We start from the raw sequence: 15,871 nt of genomic DNA on the forward strand, positions 1-15,871 counted from the left end.
CGGTGATAGCAAAAAGTCACTTCTAAATACAAAAAAGCGGACCCAAAGGCCCGCTTTCTGTAAGTTCCGTAGCGATAGGATATTAGCGCTTGGAGAACTGGAACGAACGACGAGCCTTGGCGCGACCGTACTTCTTACGTTCAACAACGCGGCTATCGCGGGTCAGGAATCCACCCTTTTTAAGAACCGAGCGCAAGCCTGGTTCGTAATAGGTGAGGGCCTTGGAGATACCATGACGTACGGCACCAGCCTGACCGGAAAGACCACCGCCAGCAACAGTAGCGATAACGTCAAACTGTCCGGCGCGGTTTGATGCAACGATCGGCTGCTGCAGGATCATCTGCAGAACCGGACGTGCAAAATATTCGGTGAATTCTTTGCCATTTATGACGATCTTGCCAGAGCCGGGCTTAACCCAGACGCGGGCAACAGCGTCTTTACGCTTGCCGGTTGCATAGGCGCGACCATGAGCGTCGAGCTTCTGGACGTGGACCGGAGCGGCCTGTTCGGTAGCTGCCGGAGCGACGCTGCCGAGTTCTTCGAGCGAATTGAGCTGCTCAGCCATGATTATGCATTCCCTTTGTTCTTACGGTTCAGCGCAGCAATGTCGAGGATTTCGGGCTGCTGAGCTTCATGTGGGTGCTCGGATCCTGCATAAACGCGCAGGTTCTTCATCTGACGACGGCCGAGCGGGCCACGTGGAATCATGCGCTCAATTGCCTTCTCAACAACGCGCTCTGGGAAACGGCCTTCGAGAATCTGGCGCGCAGTGCGCTCTTTGATGCCACCTGGATGTCCGGTGTGCCAGTAGTACTTCTTGTCAGTATATTTCTTGCCAGTCAGGACAACCTTGTCGGCATTGATGATGATGACATTGTCGCCATCGTCAACATGCGGAGTGAAGGTAGCCTTATGCTTGCCACGCAGGCGATTGGCGACGATAGTGGCAAGACGACCGACAACGAGACCTTCCGCGTCGATCAAAATCCATTTCTTTACCACTTCGGCCGGCTTCTGGGAGAAAGTTGCCATTGAAGTCTTCCTTAGACTGATCCCCGATCATGCGATCCGGGCTTTTCTTGTTGCTTATGTTGGCAAAAGCCAACTTCGCGACGCACAGAATGCAATCTGTAGCGCTACGAGAGGTTCGTTACACAAACATAACGGCCACGTCAAGCAGATAATTTTGACTGCAATAGGAAAAGATCAATAAAAACAATTGCTTAGCGTTAAGGTATTTTAATACCGTACTTTTTACCGGGGAGGAAGTGAATATGTCGCGATCGCATGCGCAACCAATTGGTCATTTTCCCTGGCGGTAATGGATATCTCAACTATCGCTAAACGTTTTCCGAGTTTAAGAATTTTAGCATTTCCTTGTATCAGGCCGGGGGCGGGTTTGCGTAGGAAGTTAATATTCAAATTAGTCGTAACGGCGAGCGCAAAGAGTGCCGGACCTGATACAGTTCCGCCTGGACGAAGATGTTTCTCATCGGCTTCAAACTGCAATATGCAATAACCGTTTCCGATCTGCACAATTTCAAACTCATCATTGAGTTGCGGAAATTCACATTTCAAAAACTGGCTCAGCTCTTCGATCTGCATGACTAGCTTAGGATTGCCCACGCTTTCTCTCCCCATATATGGGGTATAGAGTAGCAAGGCTAAAGGAGAAGCGACATGCCTGTTTCCGATAATCGCGAAATTGAAGATATTCTTCTGTCCGTTAAAACTATCGCTCTCCTTGGGGCATCGCCAAAGCTTGAGCGCCCAAGCAATAGTGTTATGCGTTTCCTTTTATTAAAAGACTATCATGTTATTCCTGTTAATCCGGGCCAGGCGGGTAAGGAAATTCATGATCAGCGCGTGGTTGCGAGCCTAGCTGATATAGATACGCCTATTGATATGGTCGATGTGTTTCGCTCGTCGGAACATTTGCCTACCATCGTGAAGGAAATGCTCGCATTGAAGATCAAGCCCAAGGTCTTATGGACGCAACTGGGCGTGATACATCAGGAAGCTGCAGAAACAGCTGAGCGCGCTGGTATCCGTGTGGTGATGAATCGATGTCCCGCGATTGAGTTTTCTCGCCTAAACTTGGGATAAGTCATCAGAATAAATTTTTATTTTACTCGTTTTTTACGAAAAAATCTTCTTTGCATTATCGGTTGTGCGGCCTAACGTCCGGCTACCTATCGCTTTTGATCCATTCCAGGAGGAAATCATGTCGAAACGTTCACCCGGCATCAGCACTCTGGCCGTCCACGCCGGTGCAAAGCCAGATCCGACCACGGGAGCACGCGCAACGCCGATATATCAAACGACTTCGTTCGTTTTTGAGGACGCAGATCACGCCGCATCATTGTTCGGATTGCAAGCATTTGGCAATATTTATACGCGTATTACCAATCCAACCACCGCAGTTCTCGAAGAGCGTATTGCTGCCTTGGAAGGTGGGACCGCAGCAGTGGCGACCGCATCTGGGCATGCTGCACAATTGCTGGTCTTTCACACCTTGATGCAGCCGGGCGATAATTTCGTCGCGGCAAACAAGCTTTATGGTGGTTCCGTTAACCAATTTGGCCAATCTTTCAAATCTTTTAATTGGGAAGTGCGCTGGGCCGATGCGACAGATCCCGAGGATTTCGCCCGTCATATTGATGAGCGTACTCGCGCGATCTTTATTGAAAGCTTTGCTAACCCCGGCGGAATTGTAACGGACATTGCTGCGATTGCAGAGATAGCGCATAAGCATGGCCTTCCGCTCATCGTCGATAACACTATGGCCTCGCCATATTTGATACGCCCAATCGAGCACGGCGCAGATATTGTTGTACATTCTCTCACCAAATTTATTGGCGGTCATGGTAACTCCATGGGCGGTATATTGGTGGATGCAGGTACATTTGATTGGGCTAAATCCGGGAATTACCCACTTCTGACCGAACCACGTCCGGATTATGCGGGCCTCGAAATTCACAAAACCTTTGGAAATATTTCCTTTGCGATTGCTGCGCGAGTACTCGGATTGCGCGATTTCGGCCCGTCCATCTCGCCGTTCAATGCTTTTCAGATACTCACGGGCGTAGAAACACTCCCTCTGCGCATGCAGCGGCACTGCGATAATGCGCTGAAAGTGGCGAGCTGGCTCAATGAACATGAAAAAGTGTCGTGGGTAAGCTACGCTGGTCTTCCCAATGATAAATTCAACGCTTTGCAGAAGAAATATTCGCCCAAGGGCGCAGGGTCAGTCTTCACTTTTGGGATTAAGGGCGGTTACGAAGCGGGCGTGAAGTTCGTTGATAACTTGGAGTTGTTTTCGCTTCTGGCGAATCTTGGCGACACACGCTCGCTTGTGATTCACCCAGCATCCACGACGCACCGCCAGCTCAGTGACGAGCAGAAAATTGCCGCTGGAGCAGGTCCGGATGTCATTAGGCTTTCGATCGGTATTGAAGATGCAGACGATATCATAGCCGATCTGGAGCAGGCGCTCGCAAAAGCGTAATAATCGTCTTTAACATCAGAACATTGAAAATGGGACGTTTTCTGCTTTGAAAGCGTCCCTTTTTGATTCTTAAAAAACACAATCCAGCAATAAACAATGCAGGCGGGGCATCGTTGCTGGAATGACTTTGAAATGGTTGGAAAAAAGCTGCAACTTGAACTTTGCAAGGCTGAATGGTGGGCGATGAGAGACCACCACATCAGTTTTCAGTCTTTGATTTTATTGGCTTTTTCGCGATAATTCCCTCACCTGTATTTGGGTGAGGGGCAATTCTGTTCTCTATCTGGTCCGCAACGATACGGCTTGTCTCAATGCCAAGCCTGCGCCTATCTACTCCTTTTGTATAAATTTCTGCCGTTGCGATGCTTGTCCATCCGTATTGCGCGAGCAGGTGATGGGATGCGGCCCCACCCTCTGCGGCCATGGTTGCACTGAGTTTACGCAAGCCGTGGGCTGATTTTGTGACGCCCGCGTTCGTGCAAGCTGTCCGGAACCAATTACCAAAGCTTTCTTTCGTGAACGGTTTGCGAATATGACTTTCTATTAAGTGGAGGCCATTTCTTGGTGTGGCATCTATGATGTTAATCAGATCTTCTGAAAGCTCGACGCTTATTTTTGCTCCGGTCTTCGCTGTGTCCATGGAAAGAACGCGGTCGTTGATGTGCTGCCGTCCTACGCGCACAACGTCGGATCGACGCAGCCCGGCCAAAAGCATCAGCTCCATGGCTAATCGTTCATGCGTACCAACTTTATGATAGCCTCGGAATGCAATCACATCCTCGACAGTCCACGCCGGGAAGCCCGTTGTTTTGTATTCAGGCAGATCAATATCGGTCGTGGGATCAAGGGTTACATATTGCATCTTTTTGGCCCAAGAGAATAGACCTCTTAATGTTTTCAGGAAGTTGCCCGCTTGGGCGGGGGTTTCATGCCTGCGGTCCACGCCAGCCTGAATCACATCTTGAGTAAAAACTGATAACGCTTTGTTCGCATTATCTTTTAGCATCTTCTCCATGATCAAACGCTGTTGTTTTTTGGTGGCCTCCGAATACGCTGCCCACCTAGCACTTTCGTTCGTGTATTTATCCCAGAGCCATTGTAGAGTTCCGGTTGGAACGTGTTTAACTGCAACGGGTTCGCCAGCTAATGCAGCGCGATAAGCTTCCTTGAAGGCTGGATCATTTGGGCTTGGTAGGCGGGTGCGTTTTCCTTTCCCCATGCGAAAATAATAGACCCACTTGCCATGGCGGGTCTTTTGCCGGTGTACATAGAGAGGAAGCTTTCTCTTCATTCGATAACTGTCATAGTACGGGGCGGCTATAGTCAATACCGCTTGATTCACTATTGGGTTTATCCGGTACGACTGTGATTGTGGTATCGCCGGTGCGAATGATGATCTTGCAGCCGTTTTCATTGGCAACTTCGGCATACCGCTTGAGATCATTTTTGCGGATCGTGGCTGGCCTAGTCATCCCTTCTTCTCCCCTAATGGGCTGGCTGCGGGGATGGCGAGGCGGCCCACCAGTTCATCATAGGTCATGGCTGGTGTCCTTTTTTGCTAATGAGATGCTGTCGATAAGCTATTATAAGTGCCTTCTTAAGCCCGAAGAGATTGATAACCTGTTCGGTTGCCCACATCACTAAAAGCGATAGGACAATTACTGATCCGACAGCAGAGGTTAGTATTCCGATGAAGCCGAAATAAGGATTACTAAAAGCGTCAATCATGGCTTCACCTCTAGTGCTACACGGACTTCATCTAGAATATTTTTTACATATGCACGGGCACAAGGATCACTCTTAACAAGTATGATTGGATCATCTTCGATGCGATGGCATTCCTCGCAATACATTTCCGCAATCATTTCCCACCGCCTTTCATGGGCCCGACAATGGCTGATGTTTCTGTATGAAAATAAAGCAGGACTTGTAATAATCGAAGGTTGCTAATACTTCTTGGCCTGAATAGACGCACCACTTCCCATTTCTCTTTGCGACTGTGTAGTGTGGCGTGACGACGTCCCGCAGTATGGCTTTTGTCTTTACCCCAGTCTTCTTTCTCGACTTCTTCCTTGATTTCTTTCTCGGACCATAAATTGGTTTCATGCTGACCTCCCTGAAGTATGGAATATTTACATTGAAATTTCACGATAGCCCATAAGTTAAAACGGCTTCCCTCCCAGCACGGCACGGGCTATGTCACGTAGTTCTTCTGGAAATGAAAATTCAATCTTAGCGATCATCATCAACGCCTCCCGCAGGCGCTTGTTCTCGGCTTCGAGGGCTTTAAACTCTTTCCATCCTCGTGATATTTCATCGCATTTGCCTTGATAGTCGTCAGCAAGGCGCTCAAGCTGCGCATCCTTTGCCGCTATCACCTCCTCGGCGTTCTGGCGAGTGACGAGTTCGTGAGCACCATCCGGCCACATGGCCTTGTTCTTTCTAGGGGAAAACTTGCCAAGGTAGGTCGCACCTATCGTCACCAACTCGTCGCATCGGGCAGGGGATGTTAAGGCGTCATAGTCACTCCAGACTTTGCAGCAAAAGCAATCTTCGTCGTAGTCTGGGCAGCGTTCGCCGTAATGTTCGGTGATGGCTTCCACAATCAACTTACTCATTCCCCGCCTCCTGATAATGCTCTGCGCATGACATTCGCACAGTGCTCAAGTTCATCAGCTGTCATCTCTTCAAACATAGTGCCATTGACGCGATTGAATGATGAGTTGTAAATTTTACGCCTTTGCAATCCACATGCAGATTGATAGCGATATTCATAATCACCAAAATAATTAGCCTTCATTCCCCGCCTCCTGTCTGTGGTGCTGGCTGCGATTTGAGGGCGCGAATTTCGGGCGCAAAATCTGGTAGGCCGATATTCATCTCTAGCCATTTTTGGCGCTGCTTCTCATACCACTGCGCCGCTTCCTCCAACGCCTGTTCACGCGCTGAGGATGACATATACGGGGCTGCCGCGGTGAGGGCGGCGCGAGCGCGATCGAAGCACTTTTCACTCATGCCGTGGCCGATGCTGTCTGCAATTGCTTTTGCCGCTGCATCAATAGCTTGTTTTGGAATGGTCATGGCTTGTGCGTCCGCCATCACCGCAACTCCTTCATCGCAGCAACGAAATCAATGATCGGGTCAAGATCGATGCGCGCTTCCGATCCATCATCGAGGATCATAAACAGCGTATTGCCTTCGCAGCGGTGCAGTGATGCATCTTCATCGAAATAATCGGACACGTTATCAAGCTGGCACTTTGCTTGAAAAATCAGGTCTTCGTAGTCAATCATCGGGGTCAGTTTCATGATGGGATACCTTCGCTAACAGGGCGACCGAATACGTCGCGCTTACGGTGAGGGAGTTGTTTTGTGAGGCGTTTGGGTGATTTATCCTTGGCGGCGAGTTTTGAAGTTGGTCGTTTCATTCCAAGGTGTTTTGCTTCGCGCCTTTTTGCTTCTGCTATGACGGTAATGTCCTGTTTCGTTTTCGGCTTATGGCAGCATTCTGCTCCGAGAAGCTGGCCGTCCTTTGCGGTAAGGCGCTGGCTCTTATCAATCTCAAGTGCATCGGGTTTGATGTGATCGACGTGATAAGGTTTCTTGCCAAGTATTAGGCCGCAACCTTCGCAGGCGATTTCGCCGTTTGGGAGCATGGCGCGCTTAACTATTTCGGCGTAAACTTTCTTACTGAATTCACGTCTAGCCATCACACATCCTCCGAGAAGTCAGTTGCGGACAGAACAATGTCTAGGTGTTGTGCAAACTCACGATCGGTCAGCTGGCGCACTTCACGTGCAAGCTGAGTGTGCGTTTCCACATATCTTGCGGCGTTAGCTTTCGTACGGTGTGCATACGATGGAGCGCGTAAGGGAATAGCGGTCATGCTGCTGCCCTCGCGGTAGCTCCAACATCCACACCAAGCAGTTTGTCGATAGCGGCAAGAACAGCTTCTTTACTTTCCTGAAACTCGCGTTTGCCCATAGCCTTCATGCCCTGACTTTGAGCGGTGAATACCTTCACAACCGCCTCGCTATGGATAACCACTGCGTATGTGTCCATCGGCTTGACGAAGGCTGCTAATCGTTCTGCATCTGCTTTGGTAGCGCATACAATACTGCGCTCATCGGCATAGCCGCACTTGACCAGCATCTTTTTACGCAGATGCTCCGCAGTTGGATATTCTACCAGAAGATCATCCGGCAGAGTGTTCCAGGCATTAGCGATCGATGCGAAATAATGATTGTGGCTCGCTTGCGAGCGGTCGTGGTGTTCGACCATTTTGTAAGTCTCGCCGATGACAAACTGTCGATCTGCGCGACCCGCCCAATAAGGCGAGACTGGGACCATTGCTTCTCCGTCCCAAGACATTGTGATTGGAACTGACATATCTCACCCCGCCATCATGTATCTGACTTGATCGGTGATTTCCGAAGCGTCGACGTCGCCGCCGTACTTGCGGGAAAGTTCTTGCACCGTTTCGGAAAGCTCTTTCAGGAACTGGATAACTTCCATTTCAAGTTCCCGAATACGTGCGTCGTCACGCTCGATGCGCTTTATGAACAGGCGCATTTGCTCCGGCATTCTTGGGTCGTAGGAGACGAAATCGCACCATTGGCGACCTGTGCAGGCCATCTGCCAAAACATCTGTGTGACGTATTTGCCGGGAACAGTCCCGCCGCGCAGGGTTTCAATGTGCGTGGCAGTATTCGGACACTTGATTTCAACAAGCCCGCTATCGCCTACAAGGCCATCAGGGGACGCCCCTGTCATGGCAATTGACGGGTGAGGGACAAAGGCGACCTGATCAACATCAACGTTCGCATAAAACTCATATGCAATGCGCGCATCGGCTTCTTGATCATTGCCCCATTGCATGGCGGCATTTGTGAAGCTTTCCGCAACGGTCCCGGTCAGGCGCTCGGCAATCAGTTGCGCCATATAGTTTGCGCGGGAGGCTGAATATCCGCTCTTGGTCTTTGCCACTACATCGGCAACGCGGGAGGCCGTGACCCGGCCAATCCTCAACTCATGCCATTCTGGTGAGCCTTGAATAATATCAGCCATTTACTTGCCCCTTCTTCTTTTCGAGCATCGTAATGGCGCGCTGGAACTCGCTGACCTTAATGTCTGGCACAGCATCAATGTTCATGTATTTACAGAAGCGCTCAATGTCGGTGCCGGTATCTTCGATCAGGCGCAAGACGGCCATTTGTTGCTCTTTGGATATGGTTGCAGCATCTTCGGCTGACTGTCCGTGAGCGTGGCCATCATCATCGTCCGCCACGGCCAGTCCAAGAGCGGCTTTGATGGTATATCTTTGCAAATAGGTGACGGTTGAGCCTATGGCCTGAATGCTATTCTTGTTACCAGAGGTGTCGCTACCTGCCGATAGTGTCGTTTCTTCCGAATAGCCATCTTCGTGTGCGATAATGCAGGTGACAGAAACTAATCCGTTTTCTTGACTGGTGCGATAGCGATACGAAAGACCGTGCTTGGACAGAACTGGCGTTACAGCATCGGCAATGCTCGCCAAATCTTCAAAGTTATAGTTGGTGCGGACGCCGGTCTTGCCTGTAAAATCAACCGTGCGGGTTTTCATGATGATAGGCATTTCTGATTTTGCCGCAGCTATTGCAGCATCAAATGCCTTACGGGCGGCTACTGCCTGCAAGCGTTCATGCAAGGCCATAATACTCGTCAACGCTTCGGGTGTGGCGCCCTGCTGAATAGCCAACGCTAACGCATCAAACGTATTGATGACATTGGTGCCCGTCTGCTTAGAAGGCAGCTCATTGGTATGCTGAATATCAAGTGCTTGAGAAGCCATTTATCTTCCCCTTTGCGCGTAATCGTTGAGTATTTCTGCCACCAGCTGGCGAGCGCCGCCCAAGCCGTAAACACGGGCTGTGTCTATGATGGCGGAGCGCAGCTGATGAACTATGAAGCCTTCGGGCTTCGTCATTATTGAGCGTATCGCTTCGAGCTCAGCCCTGCCTTCCACGGTGAGGTGATCAGTCATCTCAGCACCCCACTGCCAACACCAGAAACGGCGCGACTAATGCGAAAATCGGAAGGGTGATTGCTTCAAGGCGGGAGAGTTCACGCATGATGAACCGCCATTCTCATCTGGACGCAGTTGATGGTGGTTATTGGGTTGATTTCGACCGGTGCGAGCCTTGCCAAAAGGTCAAGAGCATCGCTCTTACGGCCTTCGGCGATCAGTTCCGCCAGCATCACCCATTCACGCCAAGCGCGGTCAGTATGCGCATCGCTATCGCCATCCGCCCTGCGCCCTTCCAACTCGCGGACGAGTTGCTTTGTGGTGATTTCGTCTATGTAGTCGTATGGGTCGAATTCGATGTAAGCCATTACAACGTCCTCCCTGCATTCTCCAAAGAGCGATAGACGCGGGGAGAGACGTATTCGTAAGCCTCTGCCTGTTCCTGCTCGTACTCAATTTCACCGGCAATTTCGTCAGTTACGTCGCGGCAAGTGCCTTCAATGAGGTTGATGCAGAAGACCTTGAGCACATTGCCTTCGCGATAAGCCTCAAGGGCGCTTTCGCGGTTCATGTCAGTGACCTTGCGGTCACCATCCATGCAGATGTAGCCAGCAAAGTTCATCCAGATAACTTGATAAATCTCGCGATCTAGGACTGCCGTCAGTGTCTTTTCAGGAATGCTGTATGTCGTTTGCATTTTCTGCTCCCAACTCGGTTGTTGAGAGTACCGTACAAAACGTACGACATGCGGTCAAGTACAAAGTGTACGAAAACGTAAGTAATCGTACAAAATGTATTCGCTATTATTGCCCACCACCCGCGAACCGTGTAGAATCAGTTGCATTGATGCGCAGAACGCTATTCAGCGATATTTTTAATCGGCCATGTAAAAAGGTTGCTATTCCTCTGGGATTCTTTATGTCATTATGTCCAAAATCTTCACAGTAGGGAATGTTATGGAAACTGATTTCGAACGTCTTATCCGGAGGGCGGGACTAACCGTTGACGAGGCCGCAGCACTACTCAAAAGAAGCCCCCGTACCGTACGCAGATATATAAAAGGCGATGGGAAGAGGGTTCCAGAATTAGAGCTTGAAATTATCAGGCAAGAGGCTGATCGGCGCTGCCGTAGGGAAAACACCACCGGCAAGATGTTCACATTTGTCGACTTGTTCGCGGGTATCGGAGGGCTAAGAATCCCGTTTGACGAAATTGGAGGCAGGTGTATTTTTACCTCGGAGTGGGATCGGTTTTCTAGAGAAACTTACGCGGCTAATTTCCCAGAGAACTCAGATAGCAGTCATCAGTCAGTAGGCGACATACGGCCGTACGCTCAAAACCCTATATCTATTCCAGAACACGATGTTTTGCTGGCTGGGTTTCCTTGCCAGCCATTTTCGATAGCCGGCGTATCAAAGAAAAACTCCCTCGGTCGTCCACATGGTTTTCTTTGCGACACACAGGGTACATTATTCTACGATTTGGCTAAAATAATAGCCTATCGTAGGCCAGCAGCGTTTCTATTGGAAAACGTAAAGAACCTAGAGAGACATGATGGTGGTACAACATTTAAAACCATAATGAATGTTCTTAAGAATGAACTTGGTTATGAGGTGCATCATCGTGTGATCAGCTCCGAAGCTTGGGTGCCTCAGAAGCGTGAGCGCATTTTTATTGTTGGCTTCCGTGAGAAATCTGATTTTAGCTTTGATAACTTAATTATTCCTGATTCTATCAAGCCAAAGCTGGGCGATATCCTTGAGGACGAAGTTGATGATAAATACACGCTAACGCCGAAGCTATGGAGCTATCTTCAAGATTATAAAGCGAAGCACAAAAAAGCTGGCAATGGGTTCGGTTATTCTCTTTTTGGTCCTAACGATATTACGCGAACGCTTTCAGCCAGATATTACAAAGATGGCTCCGAAATTCTTGTCGAGCAGGATGGGCCAATACCGAGGCGCTTAACGCCGTTAGAGTGCTCTCGTCTCATGGGATTTAATGAAGCTCAAGGTGACAAATTTAAAATACCAGTTTCCGACACTCAAGCCTACAGGCAGTTCGGAAATGCTGTAGTCGTGCCTGTTGTAAGGGCCGTGGCCGATCTGATGCGACCACACATACAAACAGCTTTAAAAGACCATACGACACTGTCAGATTCGGCGGTTCCTGATGCTAAATCCAAATTAGCCGCATAGTGGTTGCTCTATCGGCCCATTCTTGACTGATTTTTTACCGCGAAGGAAGATCCCCTGATCCAATCTGAGTCGGGGGGTCTAGATGACAATACGACGTGGTCATTTGTCGGATTATTTTGAGGGTGTTGGGGTCAAAACGCTGACTGCAGTAGACGCCGAGCCCAAAAGCTCTAATCAGCACGAAATTGGTACAACAAAGACTATGCGTGACCAATTTCTCGGTGAAGAAAAAACTGTATTTCCTACATATTATATCTGGTTAGGAAATGAGCAGGATGCTTTCTCGGTCGAAGGTAGTTCCACGCATTACGATACGCGCGAAAATCAACATCATCGATCAGCGGAATGGCGACTATATTATAAATCAAATCCGGTGACCGAGGCTATGCAGGAGGGTGACACACTTTTCCTAGCTAAAGAAACTAATGGATCGCTATTTTTCATTGTAACTCCTTCGGGAACGACAAGTGAGAAACAGCTTTTATGGCTGTTTGGCTTTAGTGATGTGGGAGGGAGATTTGTATCTAAGGAAATACACGACACTGATCCCGAACTGGATTTTGCGGCGAGGTTTATACTTGACGAGTTAGGAATCGAGTTTGAAGATCCGGAAGCCAATAGTTTAGATACGATTATTGATAGATTTGAACTTACATTCCCCAAGACTAGAGAATTTTCTGATTTAGCGAGGCAAACGCTACCAAGTATATCAGCGTTAGATGACCCAGATTTTGCTCTAATGGCGTGGCTCGATCATGAAGAAGCAATGTTCCGGAGGTTAGAAAAGCGTATTGTAGCCGAAAGACTGAAACAAGGTTTCTACGACGGGGGCGATGTGGATATTGATGGGTTTTTATCATTTTCACTTAGCGTGCAAAATCGAAGAAAAGCACGGATGGGTTTTAGCCTAGAAAACCATCTCGAAGCTGTCTTTAATGCTTTTTCTTTGAAATACGATCGCGGAGCAATTACAGAGAACGGAAATAAACCTGACTTTCTTTTCCCCGGTGCGGTCACATATGCAGAGGCAGAGCGCGATGATCCTAGGCTTTTGATGCTTGGGGCTAAGTCTACCTGTAAGGACCGGTGGCGCCAAGTCTTACCTGAGGCGAATAAAGTTTCTCGTAAGCATCTTATCACACTGGAGCCGGGCATATCGACACGGCAAACTGATCAAATGCAGGGCGCTAATCTACAGTTAATCGTTCCAGAGGCGCTTCAAATTACATACACAGAAGCTCAAAAAAGCTACTTATGGTCGCTGCAGCAATTTGTAAGTGAAGCAATCCGACGACAGACTGAATAAGAGATTTCGCGGTGCTACCACAATACGTGCGAACTGTCCTTCTGTCATGTGGGTCAGAGCAATGAAGCGAAAAGAATGTCGGCACGCGTCAGACAAACATCATGATCACGATGCCGCCCAATATCACAAAGATCAGGCCGGAGACTAACATCGGTCTCAGTGTGCTGCCCTGTGAGTCTCCACCGCTGGATTGATCGCCGGATATGGATATGTCGCGCTTCTCCGAATGATCCTCTTTTGCCATGGTTCGTCCTCCACGGCATAAGCATACAGGACTCAGGTTGATGCGTTAACCCAAAAAGAAACCCCGCCGGAGCGGGGCTTTAATGGACGCTTCAATTTGCTATCGCACATTTGTGGTCGGTTGACGGGCGTTGTCGCGGGGCCACTGTGTTGTTGCAAGTATCCAAAGACCAATAATGTTGGCGATCGGCACGAAAGATAGAAGTACCCACCAGCCGGAGAATCCAATTCGCTTAAGGATTCTTGAGCCCGGCCAGCCTAGTAAACACCACCATATTGCCAACGTTATAATCCAGTGCCAAATACTGAAAGTCCCCATGTGTCCCCTCCATTGTAAATGCTATGTTAGGATAATGCCTGTCATATTACTTTTCCCACCCTTTTGCTAATCATCTTCTCGGCAGCAGATACACCGCCAGCACCGCCACAAGCAGCACGATGCTTAACCCCTCCGCAAACGAATACCACCAGTTCATTCCAGTCCCATAAGCTTCACTGCAATCCCGCCGATCAATACGAATGGCAGGGCGATGAACGCTATCCTGAGAATGAAGTGTGCGCGTTTGTGCAAGATTACCCCCAATAATCCACAACAAGCATTTGCGTCTATTTTCGCGCCCACCGCAAGATGTAGCGGCGACAATAAACTTATCCCCGCCTCTTAACCATCCGTTATCCTAGTTCTTGATTTGTTCTGTGAATCAATGCAGCATAAGTGTGGAGCGGAGGGCACTGTGAAAAAAATAAAAGAAGCGCGACTGATTTGGGATAAGTTATCGGACCATGAGCGTGATCAAATTATTCTTTCTTTGCGGCAGCTAGCGAGCGCATTAGCTCAAGAACGGTGTTCTGTTCTTTCTCACCTACCTGGGAGAACAGTTCAGTGAATTCTGCCCATTTAGGATCTGTAGCGGACGAGGGGCCGTTGCCCTCTCCGTATAGTATCCAACCGGCATCTACTCCAAATAATTGCGCATATTTTTGCGCAGCGTTTTTTGACACCGGTCTATTGCCATTCTCATGGCTAATAAGGGTGTTTTGATTAATTTCTTTATGCGCGCGAGCGGCGTCTGTAGGGCGTTCAAAGCCCGCGTTCCGTCGCGCTAATTTAAGCCTGTCTTTTGGTTCCATTCGTACATTATTGCCTATTATCATCGTACTGTGCGTACGATTTGGCTTGCTATACAATCGTACATAGCGTACGATAGCTTTATGATGGAAACTCCAAGAACTATTCCAGACCTGATTGATCGTTGGGGAAAAATTTCAGAATTCGCCCGCGATGTTGGCTGTGGGTATGAAGCAGCCCGGCAAATGCGTAGGCGCGAAAGTATCGCACCTGAGCACTGGGAGCAGGTTGTTGCGGCCAGTGAAAGGCGGGGGATCAAAGGCATAACGTTTGTTTGGTTGGCCTCACAACGTTCAAAGTTGAGGTCCGTAGCATGAGCGTGTCTTTAAACGATTCCTGCCGGTCTTGGCTTGCCATCGCTAATAACGCGGATGTCATCGATGACCCTGAGGGCTTCGGTCATCCGCTTTTTGACCTCGCTCGGCGCGTCGGGATGGCTCCCGGTCATCTGCACGATGCTTGCCGCCTGTTCCAAAAACTCAGAACCAAAATGCGTGCCGATAGCGGAAATGATTGCGGAGAACGCAGCGTTCTCAATCTCGATAGCCTCAATGCGTCGCAAAATATCTTCGCTCATAACTCCCCCTCCATGGAAAACGTAACCAATCCGAATGATTGGCGCAATTTCGCTGACAAGAGTCAATCCCCTTCATCTGCCCCGTCCTCCTCCCAAGCGGTAGATGAAGAAAGCCGAGACGCACCCCCTCTCAGCGTCTCGGCTTCCTCCTTTGGACAGGACATGCGGCGATGAGGAACTTTGTCGCTGTCCAATTCTCAAATCTTCAATCTGGTGCGGTTCGCACTGGTAACGGATGCCGGTGGCAGGGCTGGGGCTTCCCCGTCTGCAACCTTGAACACGGCAGGTCTCTGCTTACCGTCATCCGTTTTATTCTCTCGGGCTTTCGCGGCTTTGCGAGCGTTTTGCAGAACTCTCCAGACCGCGTTCCCGACATGCTCCAATCCCAATCTCCTGCGTTCGTTTCGTTTCAGATCGTTCCCTACGTCCTGAAACGTAGCGAAGGAGTCACCCATGAACTTGGGACGTTCATCCACGAACGTGGATTTTTCAGCCAAGGAGAACCAGCCCATGTCTGACGTGGATATGGCCGCGTCTCTGCTTGACGATGTAATTGGCGCTCGCGGTGTCCGCGAGCCTGTCAAGTCAATGCTTGAACGGGCTTATGCGCTCTTGAGCAGGCGTAACAGTGCGTGGACCAGACGGCGAGTTAGAGCCGTTTTCAACAAAGAAGCTAGCCGGATCGAACACCGCGAAATCGAAGATATGCGGGCGATCCTCGACGCAAGGAAGAAACATGCCGCTTACCGCGAAGAAACCGCCCGTCTTGCTCAGGTGGCTGTCATTCGAGCGCAGGAACGTGTTGGCAACGTGGCTCCGTGACAAGGCCGCATGGCTGGCCGAGTGGATTTGCCCCGAGCTGAAAGGAGATGACGAATGAACTGGTTAGAGACCTTCATAATCGCAG

At 49.5% G+C, this 15,871-nt stretch carries 24 protein-coding genes; 5 read left to right on the forward strand and 19 right to left on the reverse strand.

The features are described 5' to 3' along the window. Positions 1–82 precede the first annotated feature (82 nt). From rpsI to C7374_RS08880, 3 genes are all read right to left on the reverse strand, one after another. Positions 83–565: a 30S ribosomal protein S9 gene (rpsI, locus tag C7374_RS08870; RefSeq protein ID WP_111575258.1), complete on the reverse strand. Its 483-nt coding sequence runs from the start codon at positions 563–565 to the stop codon at positions 83–85. A gap of 2 nt (positions 566–567) precedes the next feature. Beyond that, positions 568–1,032, reverse strand: a complete 465-nt coding sequence (gene rplM / locus C7374_RS08875) for a 50S ribosomal protein L13 (RefSeq protein ID WP_111575259.1) — start codon at positions 1,030–1,032, stop codon at positions 568–570. Between the two features lie 222 nt (positions 1,033–1,254). Next, positions 1,255–1,641, reverse strand: a complete 387-nt coding sequence (locus C7374_RS08880; protein ID WP_483459063.1) for a PaaI family thioesterase — start codon at positions 1,639–1,641, stop codon at positions 1,255–1,257. Positions 1,642–1,680: 39 nt separating this feature from the next. Between C7374_RS08880 and C7374_RS08885 the strand changes: the two genes are divergently transcribed. Together C7374_RS08885 and C7374_RS08890 are read left to right on the forward strand one after the other, a co-directional pair. Next, positions 1,681–2,106, forward strand: a complete 426-nt coding sequence (locus tag C7374_RS08885; protein WP_111575261.1) for a CoA-binding protein — start codon at positions 1,681–1,683, stop codon at positions 2,104–2,106. A 118-nt stretch (positions 2,107–2,224) separates the two neighbouring features. Continuing rightward, on the forward strand, positions 2,225–3,508 hold the full coding sequence (locus C7374_RS08890; protein WP_111575262.1) for an O-acetylhomoserine aminocarboxypropyltransferase: 1,284 nt from the start codon (positions 2,225–2,227) through the stop codon (positions 3,506–3,508). A gap of 199 nt (positions 3,509–3,707) precedes the next feature. Here C7374_RS08890 and C7374_RS08895 read toward each other — a convergent pair whose 3' ends face one another. The 13 genes from C7374_RS08895 to C7374_RS08950 all read right to left on the reverse strand — a co-directional run bounded on the left by C7374_RS08895 (position 3,708) and on the right by C7374_RS08950 (position 10,208). Next, complete coding sequence (locus C7374_RS08895) at positions 3,708–4,799, reverse strand: tyrosine-type recombinase/integrase (RefSeq protein WP_158527820.1); 1,092 nt, start codon at positions 4,797–4,799, stop codon at positions 3,708–3,710. A gap of 10 nt (positions 4,800–4,809) precedes the next feature. Continuing rightward, positions 4,810–4,980, reverse strand: coding sequence for a hypothetical protein (locus C7374_RS15935; protein WP_158527821.1), 171 nt, complete (start codon positions 4,978–4,980; stop codon positions 4,810–4,812). A gap of 690 nt (positions 4,981–5,670) precedes the next feature. Continuing rightward, entirely contained in the window at positions 5,671–6,126 is a 456-nt protein-coding gene (locus tag C7374_RS08910; RefSeq protein WP_111575266.1) for a hypothetical protein, read from the reverse strand. Further along, positions 6,123–6,308: a hypothetical protein gene (locus C7374_RS08915; protein WP_111575267.1), complete on the reverse strand. Its 186-nt coding sequence runs from the start codon at positions 6,306–6,308 to the stop codon at positions 6,123–6,125. The genes C7374_RS08910 and C7374_RS08915 overlap by 4 nt, the downstream gene beginning before the upstream one ends. Beyond that, positions 6,305–6,607 carry a hypothetical protein gene (locus tag C7374_RS08920; protein WP_111575268.1) on the reverse strand — a complete coding sequence of 101 codons (303 nt, stop codon included), beginning with the start codon at positions 6,605–6,607 and terminating at the stop codon, positions 6,305–6,307. The genes C7374_RS08915 and C7374_RS08920 overlap by 4 nt, the downstream gene beginning before the upstream one ends. Further along, entirely contained in the window at positions 6,607–6,816 is a 210-nt protein-coding gene (locus C7374_RS15940; RefSeq protein ID WP_158527822.1) for a hypothetical protein, read from the reverse strand. Before C7374_RS15940 ends, C7374_RS08920 begins: the two co-directional genes overlap by 1 nt. Further along, a complete protein-coding gene (locus C7374_RS15945) occupies positions 6,813–7,217 on the reverse strand; it encodes a hypothetical protein (RefSeq protein WP_158527823.1) in 405 nt (134 codons plus the stop codon). The genes C7374_RS15940 and C7374_RS15945 overlap by 4 nt, the downstream gene beginning before the upstream one ends. A gap of 172 nt (positions 7,218–7,389) precedes the next feature. Further along, entirely contained in the window at positions 7,390–7,896 is a 507-nt protein-coding gene (locus C7374_RS08925) for a hypothetical protein (protein WP_111575269.1), read from the reverse strand. A 3-nt stretch (positions 7,897–7,899) separates the two neighbouring features. Continuing rightward, on the reverse strand, positions 7,900–8,574 hold the full coding sequence (locus C7374_RS08930; protein ID WP_111575270.1) for a lambda exonuclease family protein: 675 nt from the start codon (positions 8,572–8,574) through the stop codon (positions 7,900–7,902). Then, positions 8,567–9,337 (reverse strand): ERF family protein, encoded by a 771-nt coding sequence (locus C7374_RS08935; RefSeq protein ID WP_111575271.1) that lies wholly within the window; start codon positions 9,335–9,337, stop codon positions 8,567–8,569. The genes C7374_RS08930 and C7374_RS08935 overlap by 8 nt, the downstream gene beginning before the upstream one ends. Beyond that, on the reverse strand, positions 9,338–9,529 hold the full coding sequence (locus C7374_RS08940; RefSeq protein ID WP_111575272.1) for a hypothetical protein: 192 nt from the start codon (positions 9,527–9,529) through the stop codon (positions 9,338–9,340). An 80-nt stretch (positions 9,530–9,609) separates the two neighbouring features. Further along, positions 9,610–9,879 (reverse strand): hypothetical protein, encoded by a 270-nt coding sequence (locus C7374_RS08945; protein ID WP_111575273.1) that lies wholly within the window; start codon positions 9,877–9,879, stop codon positions 9,610–9,612. Then, positions 9,879–10,208 carry a hypothetical protein gene (locus tag C7374_RS08950; RefSeq protein ID WP_111575274.1) on the reverse strand — a complete coding sequence of 110 codons (330 nt, stop codon included), beginning with the start codon at positions 10,206–10,208 and terminating at the stop codon, positions 9,879–9,881. Before C7374_RS08950 ends, C7374_RS08945 begins: the two co-directional genes overlap by 1 nt. Positions 10,209–10,467: 259 nt before the next feature. Here C7374_RS08950 and dcm point away from each other — a divergent pair, with 259 nt between their 5' ends. After that, entirely contained in the window at positions 10,468–11,709 is a 1,242-nt protein-coding gene (gene dcm / locus C7374_RS08955) for a DNA (cytosine-5-)-methyltransferase (RefSeq protein ID WP_111575275.1), read from the forward strand. Positions 11,710–11,791: 82 nt separating this feature from the next. After that, positions 11,792–13,015: a type II restriction endonuclease gene (locus tag C7374_RS08960; protein WP_111575276.1), complete on the forward strand. Its 1,224-nt coding sequence runs from the start codon at positions 11,792–11,794 to the stop codon at positions 13,013–13,015. A gap of 88 nt (positions 13,016–13,103) precedes the next feature. On the opposite strand, the gene C7374_RS16180 is transcribed toward C7374_RS08960, so the two are convergent. The 3 genes from C7374_RS16180 to C7374_RS08980 form a co-directional block, all read right to left on the reverse strand. Further along, on the reverse strand, positions 13,104–13,259 hold the full coding sequence (locus C7374_RS16180; protein WP_170130233.1) for a hypothetical protein: 156 nt from the start codon (positions 13,257–13,259) through the stop codon (positions 13,104–13,106). Positions 13,260–14,056: 797 nt separating this feature from the next. Next, positions 14,057–14,389, reverse strand: a complete 333-nt coding sequence (locus C7374_RS16255; RefSeq protein WP_210205106.1) for a helix-turn-helix domain-containing protein — start codon at positions 14,387–14,389, stop codon at positions 14,057–14,059. Positions 14,390–14,712: 323 nt separating this feature from the next. Next, a complete protein-coding gene (locus C7374_RS08980; protein ID WP_111575279.1) occupies positions 14,713–14,964 on the reverse strand; it encodes a hypothetical protein in 252 nt (83 codons plus the stop codon). Positions 14,965–15,417: 453 nt separating this feature from the next. Between C7374_RS08980 and C7374_RS08990 the strand changes: the two genes are divergently transcribed. Beyond that, a complete protein-coding gene (locus tag C7374_RS08990) occupies positions 15,418–15,786 on the forward strand; it encodes a hypothetical protein (RefSeq protein ID WP_111575281.1) in 369 nt (122 codons plus the stop codon). Positions 15,787–15,871 lie beyond the last annotated feature (85 nt).

It is taken from the genome of Falsochrobactrum ovis (assembly GCF_003259955.1).
Taxonomy (GTDB): Bacteria; Pseudomonadota; Alphaproteobacteria; order Rhizobiales; family Rhizobiaceae; genus Brucella; species Brucella ovis_A.